General features: G+C 72.7%; 23 protein-coding genes. 10 read left to right on the top strand and 13 right to left on the bottom strand.

Translation table 11 applies throughout. From position 1 onward, the window contains the following. Positions 1-51: 51 nt before the first annotated feature. On the bottom strand, positions 52-285 hold the full coding sequence (locus ACFC1T_RS03820; RefSeq protein ID WP_030060521.1) for a glucose PTS transporter subunit EIIB: 234 nt from the start codon (positions 283-285) through the stop codon (positions 52-54). A gap of 403 nt (positions 286-688) precedes the next feature. On the opposite strand from ACFC1T_RS03820, the gene ACFC1T_RS03815 reads away from it, so the two are divergent. The 4 genes from ACFC1T_RS03815 (at position 689) to ACFC1T_RS03800 (ending at position 6,632) form a co-directional block, all read left to right on the top strand. Next, complete coding sequence (locus tag ACFC1T_RS03815; RefSeq protein WP_375883108.1) at positions 689-1,990, top strand: PTS transporter subunit EIIC; 1,302 nt, start codon at positions 689-691, stop codon at positions 1,988-1,990. Between the two features lie 606 nt (positions 1,991-2,596). Beyond that, entirely contained in the window at positions 2,597-3,868 is a 1,272-nt protein-coding gene (locus ACFC1T_RS03810) for a PTS transporter subunit EIIC (protein ID WP_375883106.1), read from the top strand. 428 nt (positions 3,869-4,296) lie between these two features. Then, the gene (locus ACFC1T_RS03805; RefSeq protein WP_375883104.1) at positions 4,297-5,349 is read left to right on the top strand and encodes an LLM class flavin-dependent oxidoreductase; all 1,053 of its coding nucleotides are present in this window, start codon (positions 4,297-4,299) and stop codon (positions 5,347-5,349) included. Then, the gene (locus ACFC1T_RS03800) at positions 5,346-6,632 is read left to right on the top strand and encodes an LLM class flavin-dependent oxidoreductase (protein ID WP_375883101.1); all 1,287 of its coding nucleotides are present in this window, start codon (positions 5,346-5,348) and stop codon (positions 6,630-6,632) included. The genes ACFC1T_RS03805 and ACFC1T_RS03800 overlap by 4 nt, the downstream gene beginning before the upstream one ends. Positions 6,633-6,704: 72 nt before the next feature. Here ACFC1T_RS03800 and ACFC1T_RS03795 read toward each other — a convergent pair whose 3' ends face one another. Continuing rightward, on the bottom strand, positions 6,705-7,451 hold the full coding sequence (locus ACFC1T_RS03795; RefSeq protein ID WP_375883099.1) for an MBL fold metallo-hydrolase: 747 nt from the start codon (positions 7,449-7,451) through the stop codon (positions 6,705-6,707). Positions 7,452-7,672: 221 nt separating this feature from the next. Beyond that, positions 7,673-7,861, bottom strand: a complete 189-nt coding sequence (locus ACFC1T_RS03790) for a MerR family transcriptional regulator (protein ID WP_375883096.1) — start codon at positions 7,859-7,861, stop codon at positions 7,673-7,675. Between the two features lie 189 nt (positions 7,862-8,050). On the opposite strand from ACFC1T_RS03790, the gene ACFC1T_RS03785 reads away from it, so the two are divergent. Continuing rightward, positions 8,051-8,512: a type II toxin-antitoxin system PemK/MazF family toxin gene (locus tag ACFC1T_RS03785; protein ID WP_375883093.1), complete on the top strand. Its 462-nt coding sequence runs from the start codon at positions 8,051-8,053 to the stop codon at positions 8,510-8,512. Between the two features lie 4 nt (positions 8,513-8,516). Here ACFC1T_RS03785 and ACFC1T_RS03780 read toward each other — a convergent pair whose 3' ends face one another. The 7 genes from ACFC1T_RS03780 to clpS form a co-directional block, all read right to left on the bottom strand. Beyond that, the gene (locus tag ACFC1T_RS03780; RefSeq protein WP_375883090.1) at positions 8,517-9,485 is read right to left on the bottom strand and encodes a PLP-dependent cysteine synthase family protein; all 969 of its coding nucleotides are present in this window, start codon (positions 9,483-9,485) and stop codon (positions 8,517-8,519) included. 107 nt (positions 9,486-9,592) lie between these two features. Then, the gene (locus ACFC1T_RS03775; protein WP_097237732.1) at positions 9,593-9,871 is read right to left on the bottom strand and encodes a MoaD/ThiS family protein; all 279 of its coding nucleotides are present in this window, start codon (positions 9,869-9,871) and stop codon (positions 9,593-9,595) included. Between the two features lie 122 nt (positions 9,872-9,993). Beyond that, positions 9,994-10,113: a putative leader peptide gene (locus ACFC1T_RS03770; RefSeq protein ID WP_317621128.1), complete on the bottom strand. Its 120-nt coding sequence runs from the start codon at positions 10,111-10,113 to the stop codon at positions 9,994-9,996. A gap of 150 nt (positions 10,114-10,263) precedes the next feature. Next, complete coding sequence (locus ACFC1T_RS03765; RefSeq protein ID WP_375883086.1) at positions 10,264-10,695, bottom strand: Mov34/MPN/PAD-1 family protein; 432 nt, start codon at positions 10,693-10,695, stop codon at positions 10,264-10,266. Positions 10,696-10,807: 112 nt separating this feature from the next. Further along, on the bottom strand, positions 10,808-12,250 hold the full coding sequence (locus ACFC1T_RS03760; RefSeq protein WP_375883083.1) for an amino acid permease: 1,443 nt from the start codon (positions 12,248-12,250) through the stop codon (positions 10,808-10,810). Between the two features lie 219 nt (positions 12,251-12,469). Then, complete coding sequence (locus ACFC1T_RS03755) at positions 12,470-13,042, bottom strand: DUF2017 domain-containing protein (protein WP_375883081.1); 573 nt, start codon at positions 13,040-13,042, stop codon at positions 12,470-12,472. A 95-nt stretch (positions 13,043-13,137) separates the two neighbouring features. Then, a complete protein-coding gene (gene clpS, locus ACFC1T_RS03750) occupies positions 13,138-13,431 on the bottom strand; it encodes an ATP-dependent Clp protease adapter ClpS (RefSeq protein ID WP_375883078.1) in 294 nt (97 codons plus the stop codon). Between the two features lie 140 nt (positions 13,432-13,571). On the opposite strand from clpS, the gene ACFC1T_RS03745 reads away from it, so the two are divergent. Together ACFC1T_RS03745 and ACFC1T_RS03740 are read left to right on the top strand one after the other, a co-directional pair. Further along, positions 13,572-14,888 (top strand): nicotinate phosphoribosyltransferase, encoded by a 1,317-nt coding sequence (locus tag ACFC1T_RS03745; protein ID WP_375883077.1) that lies wholly within the window; start codon positions 13,572-13,574, stop codon positions 14,886-14,888. A 309-nt stretch (positions 14,889-15,197) separates the two neighbouring features. Continuing rightward, a complete protein-coding gene (locus ACFC1T_RS03740) occupies positions 15,198-15,791 on the top strand; it encodes an isochorismatase family protein (RefSeq protein WP_375883075.1) in 594 nt (197 codons plus the stop codon). Between the two features lie 111 nt (positions 15,792-15,902). Here the strand turns inward: ACFC1T_RS03740 and ACFC1T_RS03735 are convergent, their stop codons facing one another. Then, on the bottom strand, positions 15,903-16,916 hold the full coding sequence (locus ACFC1T_RS03735) for a hypothetical protein (RefSeq protein WP_375883072.1): 1,014 nt from the start codon (positions 16,914-16,916) through the stop codon (positions 15,903-15,905). Between the two features lie 294 nt (positions 16,917-17,210). On the opposite strand from ACFC1T_RS03735, the gene ACFC1T_RS03730 reads away from it, so the two are divergent. Beyond that, complete coding sequence (locus tag ACFC1T_RS03730; RefSeq protein WP_375883071.1) at positions 17,211-17,999, top strand: hypothetical protein; 789 nt, start codon at positions 17,211-17,213, stop codon at positions 17,997-17,999. A gap of 524 nt (positions 18,000-18,523) precedes the next feature. Then, positions 18,524-18,964 (top strand): hypothetical protein, encoded by a 441-nt coding sequence (locus ACFC1T_RS03725; protein ID WP_375883069.1) that lies wholly within the window; start codon positions 18,524-18,526, stop codon positions 18,962-18,964. 16 nt (positions 18,965-18,980) lie between these two features. On the opposite strand, the gene ACFC1T_RS03720 is transcribed toward ACFC1T_RS03725, so the two are convergent. Both ACFC1T_RS03720 and ACFC1T_RS03715 read right to left on the bottom strand, forming a co-directional pair. After that, positions 18,981-19,595, bottom strand: coding sequence for a DinB family protein (locus tag ACFC1T_RS03720; protein WP_375883067.1), 615 nt, complete (start codon positions 19,593-19,595; stop codon positions 18,981-18,983). A gap of 135 nt (positions 19,596-19,730) precedes the next feature. Then, entirely contained in the window at positions 19,731-20,114 is a 384-nt protein-coding gene (locus ACFC1T_RS03715) for a winged helix-turn-helix transcriptional regulator (protein WP_375883065.1), read from the bottom strand. 170 nt (positions 20,115-20,284) lie between these two features. Here ACFC1T_RS03715 and ACFC1T_RS03710 point away from each other — a divergent pair, with 170 nt between their 5' ends. Further along, complete coding sequence (locus ACFC1T_RS03710; RefSeq protein ID WP_375883062.1) at positions 20,285-20,968, top strand: NAD(P)-dependent oxidoreductase; 684 nt, start codon at positions 20,285-20,287, stop codon at positions 20,966-20,968.

Genomic DNA, 20,968 nt, shown 5'->3' with positions numbered 1-20,968 from the left:
CGGCGGGCCGTGGGTGGTGGAGCGGTGGTGCGCGAGCCCGGGTGGCTCAGCTCACATCATGTCCTCGATGTCGGCGGCGATCGGGTCGGCGTCGGTGCCGATGACGACCTGGATCGCGGTGCCCATCTTGACGACGCCGTGGGCGCCGGCGGCCTTGAGGGCGGCCTCGTCGACGAGGGAGGCGTCCTTGACCTCGGTGCGCAGGCGGGTGATGCAGCCTTCGACCTCTTCGATGTTGTCGATGCCGCCGAGACCGGCGACGATCTTCTCAGCCTTGCTGGCCATGTGGTTTCTCCCTCTGTCTCGGCCTTCGGCGGCTCTGCCGGGTGCCGTCCTGCGCTGTGCTGGGGTTCGGTCCTCGACCGTCGGGTGGTGAGGTCCGTGCCGGTGGCTGACGCGGGTTCAGCTGGGGTCGCGCTGCCGGGCAGCGCGACCAGCATGACCCGAGCAGGTCCGGTCTGCCACGTTAGTCCACTTTTGGCCCATTCCGGCGCGCAGGCTCCGGGCCGCCACCCGAGGATGACGATCAGCGGGGCTCGCGTCCCGGCGTCCGGCCTGCGTCCCAAAGTGGTCTACACCAATATATGTGTACTCCGATGAACGCAGGAAGGACCCCGGGTGTTCCTGACCCCCGCCCGAGGGTCCCGCAGGGGCCCACCGGTCGGCAACCGCGCTCGGAGGGCGAAGGATGAGTTCGGCAGGCGCCACGGCCCCGCAGAACCTGTGGTGGCACACCTTCTACGGCGGCCTCCAGAAGATGGGCCGCTCCCTCCAGCTCCCGGTCGCGGTGCTGCCCGCGGCGGGCATCCTCAACCGGCTCGGCCAGCCGGACGTGTTCGGCAAGGACGGCCTGGGCTGGAACAACGTCGCCAAGGTCTTCGCGGCGGCCGGCGGCGCACTGCTCGACTCCTCGCTCGGCCTGCCGCTGCTGTTCTGCATCGGCGTGGCGATCGGCATGGCCAAGAAGGCGGACGGTTCGACGGCGCTGGCGGCCGTGGTCGGCTTCCTCGTCTACTACAAGGTGCTGCACGCGTTCCCGGAGCACTGCAAGGCCGGGACGGTCCAGATCCCCGACGCGTGGACCGCCCAGTGCGTCGACTACGGCTCGGCCAAGGTGGCGGCCGCGACGTACCAGAACCCGGGGGTGCTGGGCGGCATCCTGATCGGCCTGATGTCGGCCTGGCTGTGGGTCCGGTTCCACCGCGTCAGACTGGTCGACTGGCTGGGCTTCTTCAACGGCCGCCGCCTCGTTCCGATGATCACCGCCGTGGTCGGCCTGGCCACCGCCTGCATCGCCCTGTGGGTCTGGCCCCCGATCGGCCGCGGCCTCAACGACTTCTCGCAGAACCTCGCCGATCTCGGCGCGGGCGGCGCGGGCATCTTCGGCCTGTTCAACCGCGCGCTGCTGCTGATCGGTATGCACCAGCTGCTGAACACCTTCGTCTGGTTCCAGTTCGGCGAGTTCACGAAGGCCGACGGCAGCATCGTGCACGGCGACATCCCGCGTTTCCTCGCGGGGGACCCGACGGCGGGGCAGTTCCAGTCCGGATTCTTCCCGATCATGATGTTCGCGCTGCCCGCCGCGGCACTCGCGATCGCGCACTCGGCCAAGCCGCACCGCCGCAAGGAGATCTACGGCCTGATGCTCTCGGTCGGCCTGACCTCCTTCGTCACCGGCGTCACCGAGCCGATCGAGTACTCCTTCGCCTACATCGCCCCGGCCCTGTACGGCCTGCACGCGCTGCTGACCGGCGCCTCGATGGCGGTCACCTGGGGACTGGGGGTGCACGACGGCTTCAGCTTCTCGGCCGGCCTGATCGACTACGTGATCAACTGGGGGCTCGCCACCAAACCGTGGCTGATCATCGTCATCGGGCTCTGCTTCGCCGCGGTGTACTACGCGCTCTTCCGGTTCATCATCGTCAGATTCGATCTGAAAACACCGGGGCGCGAGGACGAGGACGAGGTCGAGGACGTCACCAAGGCCTGATTCCCCGACCGTACGGAACGAATTCCCGGAGAACCTCCGGCAAAGGCCCTCGGACCCACCGGTCCGGGGGCCTTCGGCATTTCACCGAAGGACGGAATTCCCTACCCGGGAGTCACCGAATGGGTAATTCGGTCGCGATCCGGCCGGCCGGACGGCCGTCGGGACGGGTGCCGACAGCGGTCAGAACGGGTGCCGGCGGCGGTCGGGACGGGCGCCGACCGCCGTCGGAGGGCGCCCCACCGGGCACGTCCGCGACCCTCCGGTCACTCTCGGCAGCCGTCGCGCACGCCCGGGAGCGGCCGGATCGCCCGGACCCGGCCCCGACGGTGGCCGCCGGACCCGCCACGACCCGGGCGCCGCAAGGGCCCGGCGCTTTTTGTTGCGCAAATAGCCAAAATCACAATCGCGACTGAAATCATGATCAACGCTCCGGATCCAGGTTTCGATTTCATAGCGCTTCTCGACAACCCCGCTATCCGGGCTTCCCCGAGTTCTCCACCCGTGCTACAAAACTGGTCTACACCACGTGTGGTGTAGACCAGTTCGCGGTTCGGCCCCCGTACCTTCCCCCCGACCGACCCGCCATGCCGTTAGGAACCCACCCCCATGAGTCAGTCTGCGCAGGCACCGGCGCCCGCCACGGCTCCGGCCTCGCCCAGCCCCGCCAAGCAGTTCGGTCAGAACCTCCTCCAGGGTCTGCAGAAGATCGGCCGCAGCCTCCAGCTGCCGGTCGCCGTCCTCCCGGCCGCGGGCATCCTGGTCCGACTCGGCCAGCCCGATGTCTTCGGCAAGGACGGGCTCGGCTGGGGGAAGGTCGCCGAGGTCTTCGCCACCGCCGGTGACGCCGTCTTCAAGAACCTCGCCCTGCTGTTCTGCGTCGGTGTCGCGATCGGCTTCGCCAAGAAGGCCGACGGTTCCACCGCGCTGGCGGCCCTGGTCGGCTACCTGGTCTTCAAGAACGTGCTGACGGTCTTCCCGATCGACGGCACCATCACCGCGGCGCTGCCCGCCGGGAAGCCGCAGGACCCGGGTGTCCTCGGCGGCATCATCGTCGGTCTGCTGAGTGCCGTGATCTGGCAGAAGTACCACCGCAAGAAGCTCATCGACTGGCTCGGCTTCTTCAACGGCCGCCGCCTCGTGCCGATCATCATGGCCTTCGTCGGCACCCTGCTCGGCGTCGTCATGGGTCTGGCCTGGGGCCCGATCGGCACCGGCCTGACCCACGCCAGCGACTGGCTGACCGGCCTCGGCGCCGGCGGTGCCGGCATCTACGGTGTCGCCAACCGCGGTCTGATCCCGGTCGGCATGCACCAGTTCCTCAACACCTTCTTCCAGCAGCAGGTCGGCAGCTTCACCGACGCCTCCGGCCACACCTGGACCGGCGACATCCCGCGCTTCTTCCACGGCGACCCGACCGCCGGCCAGTTCATGTCCGGCTTCTTCCCGATCATGATGTTCGGCCTCCCGGCCGCCGCGCTGGCGATCGCCCACACCGCCCGCCCCGAGCGCCGCAAGGCCGTCATGGGCATGATGATCTCCGTCGCGCTGACCAGCTTCGTGACCGGTGTCACCGAGCCGATCGAGTTCTCGTTCATGTTCATCGCCCCGGTGCTCTACCTGATCCACGCCCTGCTCACCGGCCTCTCGATGGCCGTCACCTGGGGCCTGGGCGTGCACGACGGCTTCGGCTTCTCGGCCGGCCTGATCGACTACCTGCTCAACTGGAACCTGGCCACCAAGCCCTGGATGATCATCCCGATCGGCCTGGTCTTCGCCGCCCTGTACTACTTCCTGTTCCGCTTCGCGATCACCAAGTTCAACCTCAAGACCCCCGGTCGCGAGGACGACAGCGAGATCGAGGACGTGACCAAGGCCTGACGCCGGTCCCGCCCGTTCCGAAGGCCCCGCCCCACCGCCGCTCCCCCGGCGGCCGGGCGGGGCCTTCGGCGTTCCCGGGAGGTTCCACCGTGCGGAAACGGCGGTTGACGAACCGCCGGAGGCCCTGGTCAACTGAACCGGTGAACGCCTCGTGCCCGCTGGTGACCCGCAGCCACATCGACTTCGGTCGCGTGTGGTCGGCGGCGTGTCGCGGCTGAGCCGATCCTTCGCCCCGCCGCCGCCCGGCTGAGTCCCCGCCCGGCGCCGGCCGCCCTCCTCCCCCGCCCGTCGCGGGCCTCCGCCTGCCCACGGGCCGTCACCGCGCAACCGCGCCGCGCGCGACCGCACCCCCGCACCCGTACGGGGCCGCTGTCCACGCACGGCCGCGCACCTCCGCGCACCTCCGCACGAGGAAAGCCAGGCTCGCCATGCCCCGCCAGTTGCACCTCTCCGCCGCCATCGACAGTCCCGGCCACTTCGACGCCGCCCACTACGCCGGCCTCGCCCTCCTCGCCGAGCGCGCCGGCCTGGACTTCGTCACCCTCGACGACTCCTTCGCCCCCGAGCCGCGCCGCCCCGACGCGCTCGCCACCCTCGCCCGGATCGCCCCGCTGACCTCGCGGATCGGCCTGGTCCCGACCGTCACCACCACCCACACCGAGCCCTTCCACACCTCCATCTCGCTCAACACCCTGGACTGGGTGAGCGCGGGCCGGGCCGGCTGGCTGGTCGGCGTCTCCGGCACCGAGGCCGAGACCAGGGCCTTCGGCCGCCGCCCGGTCGCCCCCGAGGACGAACTGTGGGCCGAGGCGGCCGACGCCGCCGAGGTCGCCGCCCGGCTCTGGGACAGCTGGGAGGACGACGCGGAGATCCGCGACACCGCCACCGGCCGGTTCGTCGACCGCGACAAGCTGCACTACATCGACTTCGAGGGCCGCCACTTCTCGGTCCGCGGCCCCTCCATCACCCCGCGCCCGCCGCAGGGCCGCCCGGTGGTCGTGGTGCCGGTGTCCGCCGCCGACCTCGTCCCGGACGCCACCCCCGGCGGGCGGGCCCGGGTCGCCACCGCGATCCGGTACGCCGACGTCGTCGTCCTGGACGCCCCCGACCGGGCCGCCCGGCTGACCGCCGCCACCGAACTGCGGCTGCGCTCCGGCGAACAGCTGCGCATCCTCGCCCGGCTCGACGCCGCCCTGCCCGACCGGGCCGCCGAGCAGCGGCTGCTCGCCGAACTCAGCTCCACCGGCACCGGCGTGGACGGCTTCCACCTCGTCCCCGCCGAGCCCGCGCGCGACCTGGCCGCCCTCGCCGAGCGGACCGCCCCGGCCCTGCGCGCCACCGGGCTGCTGCGCGCCGGCCACTCCGGCCGCACCCTGCGCGACCACCTCGGCCTGCCCCGCCCGGCCAACCGCTACGCCGCCGCGGTCGCGGCGAGCGTCCCCACCACCGACTCCCCCGCCCTCGCCGAGGTGACCCGATGACGGACCGTCCGCTCAAGCAGATCCACCTCGCCGCCCACTTCCCCGGCGTCAACAACACCACGGTGTGGAGCGACCCGGCCTCCGGCAGCCACATCGAGTTCGACTCCTTCCGCCACCTCGCGCAGACCGCCGAACGCGGCAAGTTCGACTTCTTCTTCCTCGCCGAGGGCCTGCGGCTGCGCGAGACCAACGGCCGCATCCACGACCTGGACGTGGTCGGCCGCCCCGAGTCGATCACCGTGCTGAACGCCCTGGCCGCCGTCACCGAACGGATCGGCCTGGCCGCCACCGTGAACGCCACCTTCAACGAGCCGTACGAACTCGCCCGCCGTTTCGCCTCCCTGGACCACCTCTCCGGCGGCCGGGCGGCCTGGAACGTGGTCACCTCCTCGGACGCCTTCACCGGAGAGAACTTCCGCCGCAGCGGCTACCTGGACCGGGCCGACCGCTACACCCGGGCCGCCGAATCCGTCGAACTGGCACGGGAGTTCTGGGACGCCGGGGCCGCCGGGGTGCGGCACTCCGGGCCGCAGTTCGAGGTCGAGGGCCGACTCTCCCTGCCCCGCCCGCCGCAGGGCCACCCGGTGGTCATCCAGGCCGGGGACTCCGACGAGGGCCGCGAGTTCGCCGCGTCCGCCGCCGACGTCATCTTCAGCCGCCACTCCACCCTCGCCGACGGCCAGGCCTTCCACCGGGACGTCAAACGGCGACTGGCCGCCTACGGGCGCAAGCCGGACGAGTTGAAGATCCTGCCCGCGGCCACCTTCGTCCTCGGCGACACCGACGCCGACGCGGCCGAGCGCGCCGCCGAGGTCCGCCGGGCCCAGGTCGGGCCGCAGACCACGATCAACTACCTGGAGCAGGTCTGGGGCGTCGACCTGTCCGACCACGACCCGGACGGGCCGCTGCCGGACGTCGACCCCGACCCGGACAGCGCGCTGGTCCAGGGCCGGGTCCGGATCCCGGACCCGGTGGGCACCGCCGCACGCTGGCGGGCGCTGGCCGCGGAGAAGAACCTGACCAGCCGTGAACTGGTCATCGAGGTGACCGGCCGGCAGTCCTTCATCGGCTCCCCCGCCACCGTCGCCGGGCAGATCGACCACTTCGTGCAGAACGACGCGGCCGACGGCTACATCCTCGTCCCGCACCTCACCCCGGGCGGCCTGGACGAGTTCGTCGACCGGGTCGTCCCGCTGCTCCAGGAACGCGGGGTGTTCCGCACCGACTACACCGGCCCGACCCTGCGCGACCACCTCGGCCTGCCGGTACCCGGCCGACGCTAGGGTCCGTCTTCGAAGATCAGATCCAGAGCAGGGGCCCGGACCAGGAACAGCGGATCGGGTCCGGAGCAGGGATCAGATCTCGTACACCGCGCCGGCCCGGGCCAGCTCCACCGGGCCGGCGTACGCGGCGGCGGCGTCGCGGCGGTTGCGCTCGGCGTCGGTCCACGGCGGGATGTGGGTGAGCACGAGCCGGTGCGCCCCGGCGGCGGCCGCGTGCTCACCGGCCTCCCGGCCGTTGAGGTGGACGGCCCGGTAGGTGTCGCGGCCGTCCAGGTAGGCGGCCTCGCAGAGGAACAGGTCGGCGTCCCGGGCGAGTTCGACCAGCTCGGGGCTCTCACCGGTGTCACCGGAGTAGACCAGCGCGCGGCCGTCGTGCTCCAGCCGGAAGGCGAAGGCGTCCACCGGGTGGTTGACCTGCGCGACGGAGACCCGGAACGGGCCGAGCCCGAAGCTGCCCGGAGTGAGCGTGCGGAACTCGAACACCTCCTTCATCCCGGGGTTCTCCGGCATGTCGTACGCCCGGGCGAGCCGCTCGGCGGTGCCGGCCGGACCGTACACCGGGAGCAGGTCGGGGCAGCCCTCGGCACGGTAGTTGCGGGCGACCCAGTAGGCGCACAGGTCGACGCAGTGGTCCGCGTGCAGGTGGCTGAGCAGGACGGCGTCGACCTCGTAGAGGCCGGTGTACTTCTGCAGCGCGCCGAGCGCGCCGTTGCCGAGGTCCAGCACCACGCGGTAGCCGTCGGCCTCGACCAGGTAGCTGGAGCACGGCGAGTCGGCGGACGGGAAGCTCCCCGAGCACCCCACCACGGTCAGTTTCATCCGAGCCCCTCCGCCCCGACACGTCCTGGCTGCTGTTGGCGTACGACATGGAAACAGCATGGAAAACAAGCATGGAAAACGGCAGGCCGGGCCGGTGGACCGGCCGGTAGCACTGCGTTGGTGTGTCGAGGGTAAGGGCGGAGCAGCACTTTGCCCCCGTCCCCGTGCCGGGCTGTGGCTGGAATCACCCAGACCGCCGGGGCGGGGGCCGCGGCGCCGGATCAGCGGTGCCGGGGGCGGTTGCGGGCCCAGGTGCGGATGGTCGCGGGGTACCAGCGGGGGTGTCCGCTGCCGTCGATCACGTCGGGGTCGGGCAGCAGTCCGTGCCGCCGGTAGTTGCGGACGGTCTCGGGCTGGACGTTGATGTGCCGGGCGATCTCGGCGTACGACCACAGTGCGTCGCTGTTCACGAAGGCACCTCCGGGGGGACGGGGGCGGACGTTCGTGGGGCAGCCTTTCCGGACGGCACCGGGACGCAGGCCGCAGAACGGGCGTCGTGGCGGATCCGTGACGAACCGGGAGCAACGTACGGACAAATGCTCAACTGTCACGGCCGCCACGGTGGTGGCGTCCACCGGCGGCCCGGTACGGTTCGCGGCATGACTGGCATCTGGATCGTTCTCCTGCTGGCGGGCGTCGCCGTGCTGGCCGCCGTCGCGGCGGCGCTGGTCAGGCGCACCCGCCCCGCGTCCCGCCCGGCCGCCCCGACCCGCCCGCGGCCGCGCCCGCGCACCGGGGCCGGGCCGGAGCCGCAGGAGATCTGGTGGGCCGAGGTGCCGTTCGAGGACGGCCCGGGCGCCAAGGACCGCCCCTGCCTGGTGCTGCGAGTGCACGGCCGGACCGCCACCGTCGCGAAGATCACCAGCAAGCACCACGCCGAGCGCCCGGGCGTGCTACCGCTGCCGCCCGGTTCGGTGGGCGACCGGCAGGGCCGGGCCAGCTGGCTGGAGACCGACGAGCTGCGCGAGGTGCCGCTGTCGGCCTTCCGCCGCCGGGCCGGCACCGTGGACCGCCAGGTCTGGTCCCGGGCCCAGCGGGCGGTGTCGAACCAGGGACGCTAGGGCATCAGGCCCAGAGCTGGCCCTGCAAGGCCTCGACCGCCGCCTCGGTGGACTCGGCGGTGTAGATGCCGGTGGAGAGGTACTTCCAGCCGCCGTCCGCGACCACGAACACGACGTCCGCGCGCTCCCCGGCGGCCGCCGCCTTGCGGCCGACGCCGATCGCGGCGTGCAGGATGGCGCCGGTGGACACGCCCGCGAAGATGCCCTCCTGCTGGAGGAGTTCGCGGGTGCGGCGGACGGCGTCGGCGGAGCCGACCGAGAAGCGGGTGGTGAGCACCTCGGCGTCGTACAGCTCGGGGACGAAGCCCTCGTCGAGGTTGCGCAGCCCGTACACCAGGTCGTCGTAGCGCGGTTCGGCGGCGACGATCCGTACGCCGGGGACCTTCTCGCGCAGGTAGCGGCCGACGCCCATCAGGGTGCCGGTGGTGCCGAGGCCGGCCACGAAGTGGGTGACGGTGGGGAGGTCGGCGAGGATCTCGGGGCCGGTGGTGGCGTAGTGGGCGCCCGCGTTGTCGGGGTTGCCGTACTGGTAGAGCATGACCCAGTCGGGGTGCTCGGCGGCGATCTCCTTGGCGATCCGGACGGCGGTGTTGGAGCCGCCGGCGGCCGGGGAGGGGATGATCTCGGCGCCCCACATCCGGAGCAGTTCGCGCCGTTCCTCGCTGGTGTTCTCGGGCATCACGCAGACCATCCGGTAGCCCTTGAGCTTGGCGGCCATGGCGAGCGAGATGCCGGTGTTGCCGCTGGTGGGCTCCAGGATCGTGCAGCCGGGGGTGAGCCGGCCGTCGGCCTCGGCGCGCTCGATCATGTGCAGCGCCGGGCGGTCCTTGATGGAGCCGGTGGGGTTGCGGTCCTCCAGCTTGGCCCAGAGGGTCACCAGGCCGTCGTCGTTGCCGGGGACGGCGGCGGACAGCCGGGGCAGGCGGACCAGGGGGGTGTTGCCGACGGCTTCGAGCGGACTGTCGTATCGCAAGGGAGGCCTCCGGCCACGGCGGTGAGGGTGAAGAGGGGCGGTTCCCCCGACCCCGGCGCCGGCCCCGTTGCGCCACGGGCGGGGACGGTGCCGGGGGAACCGGGAGGTCAGCGGGCGCCGCCGGCCACGGCGGGCAGGATGGTGACGCTGTCGCCGTCGGCGAGGGCGGTGGAGATGCCCTCCAGGAACCGGACGTCCTCGTCGTTCAGGTAGACGTTGACGAAGCGGCGCAGCTCGCCGCCGTCGACCAGGCGGGCGGCGATGCCCGGGTGGCGGGCGTCGAGGTCGGTGAAGAGTTCCGCGAGGTTGCTGCCGTTGCCCTCGACGGCCTTGGCGCCGTCGGTGTAGGTGCGGAGGATGGTCGGGATGCGGACCTCGATGGCCATGGGTGCGCTCCTGTGCGAGTCGTGTGGGGTGGGTGGGCCGCAACGGGCGCGGCGGGGCGGAGGGTGCCCGGGGCTCGACGCCGCCGGGGAGGCGGCGGGGCCCGGGTGGGGCGGGGCGGCTCTCAGCGCGAGCGCGCGGGCGTGCCGGGACAGATCGCGCCGGCGTGCCGGCACAGGTCGATGTGCAGGCGCGCCACGAGGCGGGTGCCCGGGGCCTGGTTGCTCACATCGACGGAACGCATGGGCTCATCGTATAGATTCCCGGGCCCGCTCCGACATGCCCGTCCCGCGATCCGGATGCTTTCGTTTCCGATGCTGAGATTCCTCCGGGACGCCGGGGGCCCGCCGACCGCTCGGGGCGGGTCGGCGGGCCGGGTCCGGGTGGGTGCCGGTCAGGCCGGGTGGGCCTCGACGACCTGGACGTCTTCCTCCGTGATCTCGCCGTCCACGATGCGGAACGAGCGGAACTCGTAGGGGTCGTCCTCGGCGGCTCCCTCGGCGGTGGAGACGAGGACGTAGTGGGCGAACGGCTCGGAGGCGTAGCTCACGTCGGTGCGGGAGGGGTAGGCCTCGGTGGCGGTGTGCGAGTGGTAGACGATCACCGGCTCCTCGTCCAGGTCGTCCATCTCGCGGTAGAGCTTGAGCAGGTCGCCCGAGTCGAACTCGTAGAAGGTGGGCGAGCGGGCCGCGTTGAGCATCGGGACGAACCGCTCGGGCCGGCCGCTGCCGGCCGGGCCGGCGACCACGCCGCAGGCCTCGTCCGGGTGGTCGGCGCGGGCGTGGGCCACGATCCGGTCGCGGATCTCTCGGGTGATGGTCAGCATGTCGGCCAGGATGCCACGCCCTACCGGATGTCCGCCGGGGCGTCCGAGGCCCGGTCGCCGGGTGTCCGCCACCCGGTCGCGGGCCCGCGGACGCCCGGCCGCGCCGGGGGTGTCAGCCGCCGTTGCGGGCGTGCAGGTGGTCGTGGGCGGTGCCGTGGACGGACTCCGGGTTGCGGCGCTTGAGCACCTGGTAGCCGATCACCAGCACCAGCGCCCAGCCGGGGAAGACGTACAGCGAGATCCGGTTGTCGGCGTCCAGGGCGATCAGCACCACGACCATGGCCAGGAAGGCGAGGGCGGCCCAGCTGACCCAGGCGCCGCCGGGGGCCTTGAAGGTGGGCGGCGGCAGGTGGCCGGCCTGCCACGCCTTGCGGTAGCGGATCTGGGAGATCAGGATCATCGCCCAGGTCCACAGCCCGCAGACCGTGGCGACCGAGGTGATGTACTCGAACGCCCGTGCCGGGACGAGGTAGTTGAGGACCACGCCGGCGCCCATCAGCACACAGGAGATGGTGATCGCGAAGGCCGGGGTGCGGCGGCTGTTGAGCTTGGTGAGCTGCCCGGGGGCCTGGCCGCGCAGGGCGAGGTCGCGCAGCATCCGGCCGGTGGAGTACATCCCGGAGTTGCAGGAGGAGAGCGCCGCGGTGAGCACCACGAAGTTGATGATGCCGGCCGCGGCCGGGATGCCGATCTTGCCGAAGGCGGCGACGAACGGGCTGACGCCGGGCTGGAACTCCCGCCACGGCACCAGCGAGAGGATGACCACCAGGGCGCCGATGTAGAACAGCGCGATGCGCCAGGGCAGGGTGTTGATGGCGCGCGGCAGGGTCTTCTCGGGGTTCTCGCTCTCGCCCGCGGTGACGCCGACGAGTTCGACGCCCAGGTAGGCGAACATGACGATCTGCAGGGTCATCACGGTGGCGCCGATGCCCTTGGGGAAGAAGCCGCCGTCCTGCCACAGGTGGGTGATCGACGCGGTGTCACCGGCCTTGCTGAACCCGAGGGTGAGCACGCCGATGCCGATCAGGATCATGCCGATGATGGCGGTGACCTTGACCATGGAGAACCAGAACTCGATCTCGCCGAACAGCTTCACCGAGATCAGGTTGGCCGCGTAGAGGATGACCAGGAAGGTCAACGCGCTGGCCCACTGCGGGATGCCGGGCGCCCAGAACTTGACGTACACGGCGGCCGCGGTGGTCTCGGCCATGCCGGTGACGACCCAGAACAGCCAGTACGTCCAGCCGGTGACGTAGCCGGCGAAGGGGCCGAGGAACTCCCGGGCGTACTCGGCGAAGCTGCCGGAGACCGGGCGGTAGGTGAGGAGTTCGCCGAGGGCGCGCATGATCGCGAAGATCACCAGGCCGGCGACCGCGTAGGAGAGGATCAGGCTCGGCCCGGACTTGGAGATCGCGGTGCCGGCGCCGAGGAAGAGGCCGGTGCCGATCGCGCCGCCGATCGCGATCATCTGGATCTGGCGGCTGCCGAGCCCCCGCTCGTAGCCCTCTTCGTCCGGTTTCCCGTCGACCACCTGGTCGTAGGTCTGCTCGGCCATGGTCACCGTCCTGGTGGGTCTCGCTTGTGGGGAGAAGTCGTACCACGCCCGATCCGGATACCGGTGTTCATCTGAGCGATATTTGAGCATGTCCTGCTAGGTTTTGCCCGATTTATGCGAAAATGCCCCGGCCGATCGTCCGCATGCTGGACGGAACGGCCGGGGCTTGCCCGAAAGCGGGCAGGATCGCCGGACGAAGCGGAGGAAACCGCTCCACCGTCAGTCGGCGATCGCCTCCAGCAGCGACTCCTGGAGCGCCCCGAGCCACAGGTAGGCCATCACCAGCGGCTTGCGCTCGTCGCCGTCCGGCAGCCCGTAGAGGCCCTGCTCGTCCTCCTCGGTGATCTCCAGCCGCGCCCCGAGGGTCAGCCGCAGGTCGTTGAGCGCGCCCAGCCAGCGCAGGCAGTCGGGGGCCGGCAGCTTGAGCACCCCGCCGCCGCCCAGGCCGTCCAGCGACCGGACCACCTGGAGCGCGTCGTCCCGCTTGCGGGCCCGCAGGTCGAGCTCGGTGTAGCGGCGGAACTCGGCCGAGGCGGCCTGCGCCTCGGTGTCAGCCGGCGCGGCCGGGTCGCCGTAGGCGTCCGGGAACAGCCGGGCCAGCGCCGGGTCCGCGGGCGCCTCGCTCGGCCCCTCGGCGAACAGCGCCGCCAGCGGGTCGTCGCTCTCCCCGCCCGGGCCGGGGCCGATCAGCTCCAGCATCTGCACTTCCAGCGAGCGCAGGATGGAGGCCTCCACCTCGTCCAGCGCGATCGCCGCGCCACCATCGCCGGTGCTCTCGAACAACCCAGCCATCTGTATCGGTCAGCCCGTCTTCGTCGTCTTCGCCCGCACCGCCGGGGAGGCGGGCGGTCAGTCGGTCGCCCGGTCGGTCGTGCGCCGGAGGGGGGTCAGTCGTGCTGCAGCGTCGCCCACAGGCCGTAGCCGTGCATCGCCTGGACGTCCCGCTCCATCTCCTCGCGGGAGCCGCTGGAGACCACCGCCCGACCCTTGCTGTGCACGTCCATCATCAGCTTCCGGGCCTTGTCCTTCGGGTAGCCGAAGTAGGCCTGGAAGACGTACTGGACGTAGCTCATGAGGTTGACCGGGTCGTTGTGCACGATGGTCACCCAGGGCGTGTCCGGCTCCGTCACCGGCTGTCCTTCGACCTCCGGGCGCTCGATCTCCACGGGCGCGACACTCACCGGCAGGCCTCCTCGTTGCACACTCGTCCGTGACTTCTCACGCCCCATGCTGCCATCCGGGGGACACCCGGGCGATTCCGCCCCGGGTCGCATCCAGAGAAATCGTCACTCTGACGCTAAGTGGTAGTAGCATCATCCTCATGGACGCCACATCAGTGCGCGCGGCCGGTTCGACCGCGCTGCTCACCGACCGCTACGAGCTCACCATGCTGCAGGCCGCCCTGCGCAGCGGGGCCGCGCACCGCCGCTCCGTCTTCGAGGCGTTCACCCGACGCCTCCCCAGCGGCCGCCGCTACGGCGTGATGGCCGGCACCGGCCGGGTGCTGGACGCCGTCGAGAACTTCCGCTTCGACACCGCCCAGCTGGACTGGCTGTCCGAGCAGGGCGTGGTGGACGAGGACACCCTGCGGTTCCTGGCCGACTACCGCTTCCGCGGCGACATCCACGGCTACCCCGAGGGCGAGGTCTACTTCCCCGGCTCCCCCGTGCTCACCGTCGAGGGCAGCTTCGCCGAGACGGTGATCCTGGAGACGGTGATCCTCTCGACCCTCAACTTCGACTCCGCCGTCGCGGCCGCCGCCTCCCGGATGACCGCCGCGGCCGGCGGCCGGCCGGTGATCGAACTGGGCGCCCGCCGGGCCCACGAGCAGGCCGCCGTCGCCGCCGCCCGGGCCGCCTACGTGGCCGGCTTCGCCGCCACCTCCGACCTGGAGGCCGGCTACCGGTACGGCATCCCCACCACCGGCACCTCCGCGCACGCCTTCACCCTGGTGCACGACAGCGAACGGGACGCCTTCCGGGCCCAGATCGAGTCGATGGGCCGGGGCACCACCCTGCTGATCGACACCTTCGACCTGCACGAGGCCGTCCGCACCGCCGTCGAGGTGGCCGGGCCCGAACTCGGCGCCGTCCGGATCGACTCCGGCGACCTCATCCTGGCCGCCCACCGGGTCCGCCGTCAGCTCGACGAACTCGGCGCCGAGAAGACCCGGATCATCGTCACCTCGGACCTGGACGAGTACGCCATCGCCGCCCTCGCCGCCGCCCCGGTGGACGGCTACGGCGTCGGCACCAGCCTGGTCACCGGCAGCGGCCACCCGACCTGCGCCATGGTCTACAAGCTGGTCGCCCGCGCCGAGACCCCGGACGGCCCGCTCGTCCCGGTCGCCAAGCGCGCGGCCGGCGGCAAGACCAGCGTCGGCGGCCGCAAGTGGGCCGCCCGCCGACCCGACGCCGAGGGCGTCGCCGAGGCCGAGGTGGTCGGCACCGGGCCGATCCCCGAGGACCTGCGGCCCCACCTCGTCCAGGTGCCGCTGGTCCTGGCCGGCGAGACCGTCGGCCGCGAACCGCTGACCGCCGCCCGCGACCGCCACGTCCGGGCCCGGGCCGCGCTGCCGCTGTCGGCCACCCAGCTCTCCAAGGGGGACCCGGTCATCCCCACCGAGCTGATCGACTGACCGGCGGTCCGGTTGGCCGGCTGGATCGACTGACCGGCGGTCCGGTCGGCCGGCTGGCCGGCTGGCCGGCAGACGACCGGTTGGCCGACCTGCCGACAGACCTGCCGACTCCTGCGGAGCGTCGCGGACGGCCGCGCGGACCGGCGGTGGGCCGCCGGGCCCGAAGACGGGCCCCAAGCCTTCCGCCGCCGCGCGCCACTCCCTAGAGTCAGCCGTAGAGTTCCCCTGGAGTTCCTCCCCAGCCGTCCGGCGTTCGCGAGGGACCCGCCACCGGGGCGCACCCGCCCCCCACATCCGAGGATGCGAGCCATGCACCGGGCACTGATCGTCGTCGACGTGCAGAACGACTTCTGCGAGGGCGGCAGCCTGGCCGTCCCGGGCGGCGCCGAGGTGGCCGCCGCCATCACCGACCTGATCGCCGAGTCCCCCGCCGGCTACCAGCACATCCTCGCCACCCGGGACCACCACATCGACCCGGGCGGGCACTTCTCCGCCGAGCCGGACTACGTCTCCAGCTGGCCGGTGCACTGCGTGGCCGGGACCGAAGGCGTGGGCTTCCACCCCAACTTCGCCCCCTCGGTGATCTCCGGCGCGGTCGAGGCGGTCTTCGACAAGGGCGCCTACTCGGCGGCCTACAGCGGCTTCGAGGGGCTGGACGAGAACAACCGCGGCCCGGTGGAGTGGCTGCGCGAACGGCAGGTCGACGAGATCGACGTGGTCGGCATCGCCACCGACCACTGCGTCCGGGCCACCGCCCTGGACGCCGCCCGGGCCGGCTTCACCACCCGGGTGCTTCTCGACCTCACCGCCGGGGTGGCGCCGGAGACCACCGCCGCCGCGCTGGAGGAACTGCGGGCGGCCGGGGTCGAGCTGGTCGGCGCGCCGGTGGTCCGGCCGGCCTGAGCCGGACCTGCTGAGCCGGACCTGCTGGGCCCGGCCCGCTGGACCCGGCCCGCGCACGAGCGGTGCGGTCGGTGCGGTCGGTGCAGTCGGTGCAGTCGGTGCAGTCGGTGCTCAGACCACCATCAGCTCCACCACGTCCGTCCCGCCCGCCCGGTAGGCCTCGCGCAGCTCGCCGCCGACCGCCTCCGGGTCCGCGGCCAGCCGGGCGCCGGAGACGTACACCACCCGGATCCCCAGGTACTCCATCCGGTGCTGGCCGCCGCGCACCCAGGCGGCCTCGCCCTCGCTGACGCAGCGCAGGTCCGAGTCCACCTCCACCGCGACGCCCTGCTCCGGCCAGTAGAGGTCCGGGACACCGATGTAGGTGCCGCCGCGCATCCGCAGCTCCGGGGCGACCAGCGGGGCGGGCAGCAGCCACTCGTCCACCAGCCGGTCGACCCGCTCCAGCACGAACTCCCGCTCGGCGGCCAGGAGTTCGTCCAGCGCAGCCCGCACCCGGGGCTCCCCGGTCAGCCCCGACTCGACCAGCTCGGCGGCCAACTCCCGTACCGTGCAGCGGTTCTCCGGGCGGGCGACGGCCTCCCGGAGCACCTCGCGCACCGGCACCGGGGCGTCCACCGGGAGCCCGTCCGCCGTCCACTCGGCCAGCGCGTCGGCGACCGCCCGGGCCACCGGTGCGCAGGCCAGCCCGTGCACCGAGCGGGCCACCAACTCCCGTTCGGTGCGCCGGATCCGCACCTCGCCGGCGTCCTTGAGCCGACGCTGGCGGGGCACCAGGACGTCCACCCCGGTCACCGCGGGCAGCCGGGGCACGGCGGCGAAGCCGTACAGCGCCAGCGCGGCCGCCCCGGTGATCACCGCACCCTCCCGGCGGCCCTCCTCCCGGCCGTTCTGCGCCGCGTACAGCAGCGCGGCCCACATCCGCTGCTCCGGGGTGGGCTCGCCGGACTGGAGCAGGTAGACCCTGGGCAGCAGCCGCTGCCAGGGGCCGCCGTGGCGGCAGTGCTCGGTGATGACCCGGGCCGGCACGCCCCGGGCGCGCAGCTGGCTCGCGGTGACGACGTTCTGCTGACGCTTCGCCAGCTCCTCCAGGGACGGCGGCGGCGAGGGGATCCGGTAGCTCATGCGCGCCCCTCGACGAATCGCTCACTACGTTCGTTCATGCGCCCACCATCCCCAACCGCCACGCCCCCCGTGCCACTGCCTGACGCACTGTTACTCAACCGTCGCGAAACCGGGATCAGCCTGCACTAAAGTCCTCATACCCTCACTCATTTGGAGTAAATGACGTTCATATGGCTATCGGGTTTGATCGGAAACGATCGCCGACCTGGTCGTCTGACCCAGAGTGATCAAGGGCATACGGCGAGGGACCCCCGGGGCGTCAAACGCGCTTCCGGGATTGCCTAGGCTTACGTCATGTCACGTGACGAGACCGCCGGCCTCCGCGCGGCCCAGCTCCGCCTCGGCCGTCTGCCCGGGTACGTCCGCCGCCCGGATCCGGCCCGCCGCAGCGGCGAGAAGGGCCATACGTACAAGAAGGGCTGGGAGGTCCGCTTCACCGCCCGGAGCGAGGCCGAGATAGCAGAGATCCGCGACCTCGTGGTCGCCGCCGGGTTCGCCCCGGCCAGACCCTTCTTCAAGGGCCACCAGCTCATCCAGCCGGTCTACGGCATGGCCGCCGTCCAGGCCTACCTGGCCGCTAGACAGGCGGCCGAGGAACACGCCGAACGGGCGGAACTCGGGCGCCGACGACGCGCGGCGGGGGCGCGCGCGGGCGCGACGCACGCCGGAGGGGCGCACGCTGCCGGGCAGCACGCCGTCGGCCATGCGGCGAACGGGTATCCGGCGGGCGGACACCAGGCGAACGGCCACCTCGCCAACAGCCACCCGACGAACGGACACCAGGCCAACGGGCACCAGGCCAACGGACACCCGACCAACGGGCATCCGGCCAACGGGTTTCCGGCGGGCGCACACGCCACAGCCGGTCACCCCTCGGCCGCACAGGCCACCGCAGCGCCCGGCACCCACCGGTGCGAGCGCGAGGAGGCCGCCGCCGGAGCCGCCGCGGCTGCCGCGGCAGCGGCCGCGACGGCCGCCCAGCTGGCCCGGCGCCGGGCCGTCGAGTCCTTCCCCGCCCAGGTCGAACGCGGCAACACCGCCGACGACCTGATCGCCCCCACGGAGGCCCGGCCGACCCCCTGACCGGGCGGCACCTCCCCGCCCCGATCCGCGCCCCGGTCGCCGCAGGCCGCCGGGGCGCTTTCGACGTACACCCCGCCACCCGGCCCGGCGCAACCCCCGTCGTGAGCGCGGTTGCGCAGACGGTTGTGCAGCCCCGGCTTCGCGCCCTGGGCGTGGACGCCGGACCCGGCAGGCCCTACGGTGGCACCTCAACTGCCGTGCGACCCCTGCCGTCCCACACCCCCTGACCAGCTGCGACACGCTCGAACCCGCGCCCCCGCACCACTGTGCAGCACTCCCCCGGCCGGACCCCGGCGGCCCCGGTCGACCCACCACCAGCCCTCGACCTGCCCTCGACCGGCCCTTCACCGGCCTCCACCGGCAGTACCGCCGCCGCGCCGCACCGCCCGTCACCGGAACCGGACGCGCCGCAGCGGGTTCCAGGCATTCCATCGGATTGGTCACCCAGCGCACCGAGGGCCTACCGTAGAGTGAGCACAGATGATCGACCGTCAGAAACCCATCTCCCCTTCCGAGAAGACGAGATGACCAACCGTCACACGAGCGCCGCCGAGCCACCCCCGGGGCCCGGCGAACCGGAGGACGTACCGCTGGAGTTCGCGGCCTTCTGCGAACTCCACCGCCCCCGGTACCTCAGCTACGCCCGGGTGTGGCTGACCGAGCACGCCGAAGCGGCCACCGCCGTCCAACAGGCGTTCGCCGAAATCGCCGTCCAGTGGCGGGAATTGCTCACCAGCCCCAACCCGACCGCGCTCGCCTGGCAGATCCTGCGCGGCACCGTCGCCGAACACACCCCGCAGGAGATCCCCGTCCCCGACCGCCACCCCGCCGACGACGACCTGGCGATCCTGCACTACGTCGTCGGCCTCGCCGCCCCCGAGATCGCCGACGTCATCGGTACCGACACCGCCAGCGTCGCGGGCCGGCTCCGGCGCACCATGCTCCGCGAGGCCTCCGGCTGGTGAACCGCGGCGACCGGGGTCAGACCCGCTCGCCCGTCACGTCGAACAGGTGGTGCACCGGGTCGTGGATCAGGTAGCGGGCGAAGGACCCGACGGTGAAGCGCGCCCCGTCGCTGCGGCTCCCGGTCCGCTCCCACTGCTCCCCCGACACCGCCCCGAACGCCGCCGCCAACGCCGCCGCGGCCTCCGCCAGCTCCTCGGCCACCACCTGCGGCCGCTGCTCCCGGTAGCGCTCGGCGACCGCGGTCTCGTCCTGGTCCCAGTTCGGGAAGAGCGGGCCGTCCTGGTCGAGCATCAGGTCCAGCCGGACCAGGAACAGCCGGAAGACGTCCCGGACGTGGCAGGCGTACTCCAGGTCCGACCACACCCCCGGAGCCGGCCGACGGCGCAGCCCGTCCTCGTCCCCCGCCAGCACCGCCAGCCAGGCCTCGGCGTTCGCCCGGACCATCGCGGCGACCTCCGCCGGGGCCACCGCCGGAGTGTCCAACCCGCAGTCGGGGCAGGCGCGTTCGAGCACCCAGGTCCAGTCCTTGGCGTCGGGGACGATCGCGTCCGGGGCGCTGGGGGCGGGGGTGCCCGGGGCGGAAGTGCTGGCGTCGACGAGGTTCGCGAGGTGCTGGTCAGGAGTGCTCATGGGCCCAGCATGGCCGCCCCGCACCCGGCCCCACCAGCGCCAAGGCCGCCAGCGACCGCCGAAATGCTGCCAGGCCGGCGCCCGTCCGATCGGCACCCGTCCGAGCGGTGCGCGGCACGATCAGCCCCGGCGCGATCAGCCCCCGGCCCGCTCGTACTCCAGCCGGGCCGCCAGCAGGCTGCCCAGGTTCTCCCGGCTCCACTCGCACACCGCGTCCATCGGCCCCAGCAGGGTCCGCCCCAACGGCGTCAGCGCGTACTCGACCCGCGGCGGATTCTCCGCGTACTCGGTCCGGACCACCGCGCCGTCCTGCTCCATCGAACGCAGCGACTCCGCCAGCACCTTCGCCGTGATGCCTGCCAACGGCACCCGCAGCTCCGAGAACCGGCGCGGCCCGCCCTCCAGGCAACGGATGATCCGCCAGGCCCACTTGCGGCTGCCCAGCACCGGCACCGACTGCACCGGGCAGTCGGCCGGGAAGAAGTCCGCCGGCAGCGGCGCCGGCCCGGTCTGCGTCATGCCCCGACCGTGCCCGCCGGACCGGCTCCGCGGCAGGGCGGCACCGGCCGTCGGAGCCGGTTCCGTTGAAGTAACCGGCACCCCCCGGTCTACCGTCACCGCACCGGCGGGCCACCACGCCCGCCACCGAACCGACCCGAACCGACCTGAACCGACCGACGGAGGCCCCCATGACCACCACCACGCCCCGGCAGCAGCACCGCGCGGACGTCATCGTCTACGGCGCGGGCGGGCAGGTCGGCCGCGCCGTGATCACCGAGGCCCGCCGCCGCGGCCTCACCGTCACCGCCGCCGTCCGCGACCCCGAGCGCCACGCCGACCTCGCCGACCTCGCCGACCTCGCCGGCGGGGGCGTCACCCTGGTGCGCTGTGACGTCACCGACCCGGTCGCCGTCGCCGCCACCGCCCCCGGACACCCCGCCGCCGTCAGCTCCGTCTACACCCCCGACACCCCGTCCACCGAGTTCTACCGCGCCGCCACCAGCGCTCTCGTCGACGGCCTCGGCCGCGCCGGCGTCCCCCGGCTGCTCAGCGTCGGCATCGCCACCACCCTGCAGACCGCCCCCGGCGTCGCCGTCCACGACGACCCCGCCTTCCCCGACGCCTACCGCACCTTCTCCCTCGGCCACTCCGCCGCCCTCGACCTGCTCCACGACTCCCCCGCCACCCTCGACTGGGTCGTCGTCACCCCGCCCATGGACCTCGACCGCACCGCCCCCGGCACCGGCCGCTACCGGATCGGCGGCCCCCACGTCCTCGGCCCCCGGATCGCCCAGGCCGACCTCGCCCTCGCCATCGTCGACCAACTCACCACCCCCACCCACCACCGGCAGCAGATCGCCGTCGCCGCATAA

It is taken from the genome of Kitasatospora sp. NPDC056076, from assembly GCF_042266305.1.
Classification (GTDB): Bacteria; Actinomycetota; Actinomycetes; order Streptomycetales; family Streptomycetaceae; genus Kitasatospora.
The sequence above is the reverse complement of the archived record's forward strand: the minus strand, read 5'-3'. Positions and strand labels throughout refer to the sequence as shown.

Coding starts and splice junctions, on each gene's coding strand:
- ACFC1T_RS03740 (WP_375883075.1), top strand. CDS start 15,198: ATGCACCGGGCACTGATCGTCGTCGACGTGCAGAACGACTTCTGCGAG.
- ACFC1T_RS03770 (WP_317621128.1), bottom strand. CDS start 10,113: ATGCGTTCCGTCGATGTGAGCAACCAGGCCCCGGGCACCCGCCTCGTG.
- ACFC1T_RS03730 (WP_375883071.1), top strand. CDS start 17,211: ATGTCACGTGACGAGACCGCCGGCCTCCGCGCGGCCCAGCTCCGCCTC.
- ACFC1T_RS03720 (WP_375883067.1), bottom strand. CDS start 19,595: ATGAGCACTCCTGACCAGCACCTCGCGAACCTCGTCGACGCCAGCACT.
- ACFC1T_RS03715 (WP_375883065.1), bottom strand. CDS start 20,114: ATGACGCAGACCGGGCCGGCGCCGCTGCCGGCGGACTTCTTCCCGGCC.
- ACFC1T_RS03815 (WP_375883108.1), top strand. CDS start 689: ATGAGTTCGGCAGGCGCCACGGCCCCGCAGAACCTGTGGTGGCACACC.
- ACFC1T_RS03735 (WP_375883072.1), bottom strand. CDS start 16,916: ATGAGCTACCGGATCCCCTCGCCGCCGCCGTCCCTGGAGGAGCTGGCG.
- ACFC1T_RS03710 (WP_375883062.1), top strand. CDS start 20,285: ATGACCACCACCACGCCCCGGCAGCAGCACCGCGCGGACGTCATCGTC.
- ACFC1T_RS03810 (WP_375883106.1), top strand. CDS start 2,597: ATGAGTCAGTCTGCGCAGGCACCGGCGCCCGCCACGGCTCCGGCCTCG.
- ACFC1T_RS03805 (WP_375883104.1), top strand. CDS start 4,297: ATGCCCCGCCAGTTGCACCTCTCCGCCGCCATCGACAGTCCCGGCCAC.
- ACFC1T_RS03745 (WP_375883077.1), top strand. CDS start 13,572: ATGGACGCCACATCAGTGCGCGCGGCCGGTTCGACCGCGCTGCTCACC.
- ACFC1T_RS03785 (WP_375883093.1), top strand. CDS start 8,051: ATGACTGGCATCTGGATCGTTCTCCTGCTGGCGGGCGTCGCCGTGCTG.
- ACFC1T_RS03820 (WP_030060521.1), bottom strand. CDS start 285: ATGGCCAGCAAGGCTGAGAAGATCGTCGCCGGTCTCGGCGGCATCGAC.
- ACFC1T_RS03725 (WP_375883069.1), top strand. CDS start 18,524: ATGACCAACCGTCACACGAGCGCCGCCGAGCCACCCCCGGGGCCCGGC.
- ACFC1T_RS03765 (WP_375883086.1), bottom strand. CDS start 10,695: ATGCTGACCATCACCCGAGAGATCCGCGACCGGATCGTGGCCCACGCC.
- ACFC1T_RS03775 (WP_097237732.1), bottom strand. CDS start 9,871: ATGGCCATCGAGGTCCGCATCCCGACCATCCTCCGCACCTACACCGAC.
- ACFC1T_RS03795 (WP_375883099.1), bottom strand. CDS start 7,451: ATGAAACTGACCGTGGTGGGGTGCTCGGGGAGCTTCCCGTCCGCCGAC.
- ACFC1T_RS03800 (WP_375883101.1), top strand. CDS start 5,346: ATGACGGACCGTCCGCTCAAGCAGATCCACCTCGCCGCCCACTTCCCC.
- ACFC1T_RS03755 (WP_375883081.1), bottom strand. CDS start 13,042: ATGGCTGGGTTGTTCGAGAGCACCGGCGATGGTGGCGCGGCGATCGCG.
- ACFC1T_RS03760 (WP_375883083.1), bottom strand. CDS start 12,250: ATGGCCGAGCAGACCTACGACCAGGTGGTCGACGGGAAACCGGACGAA.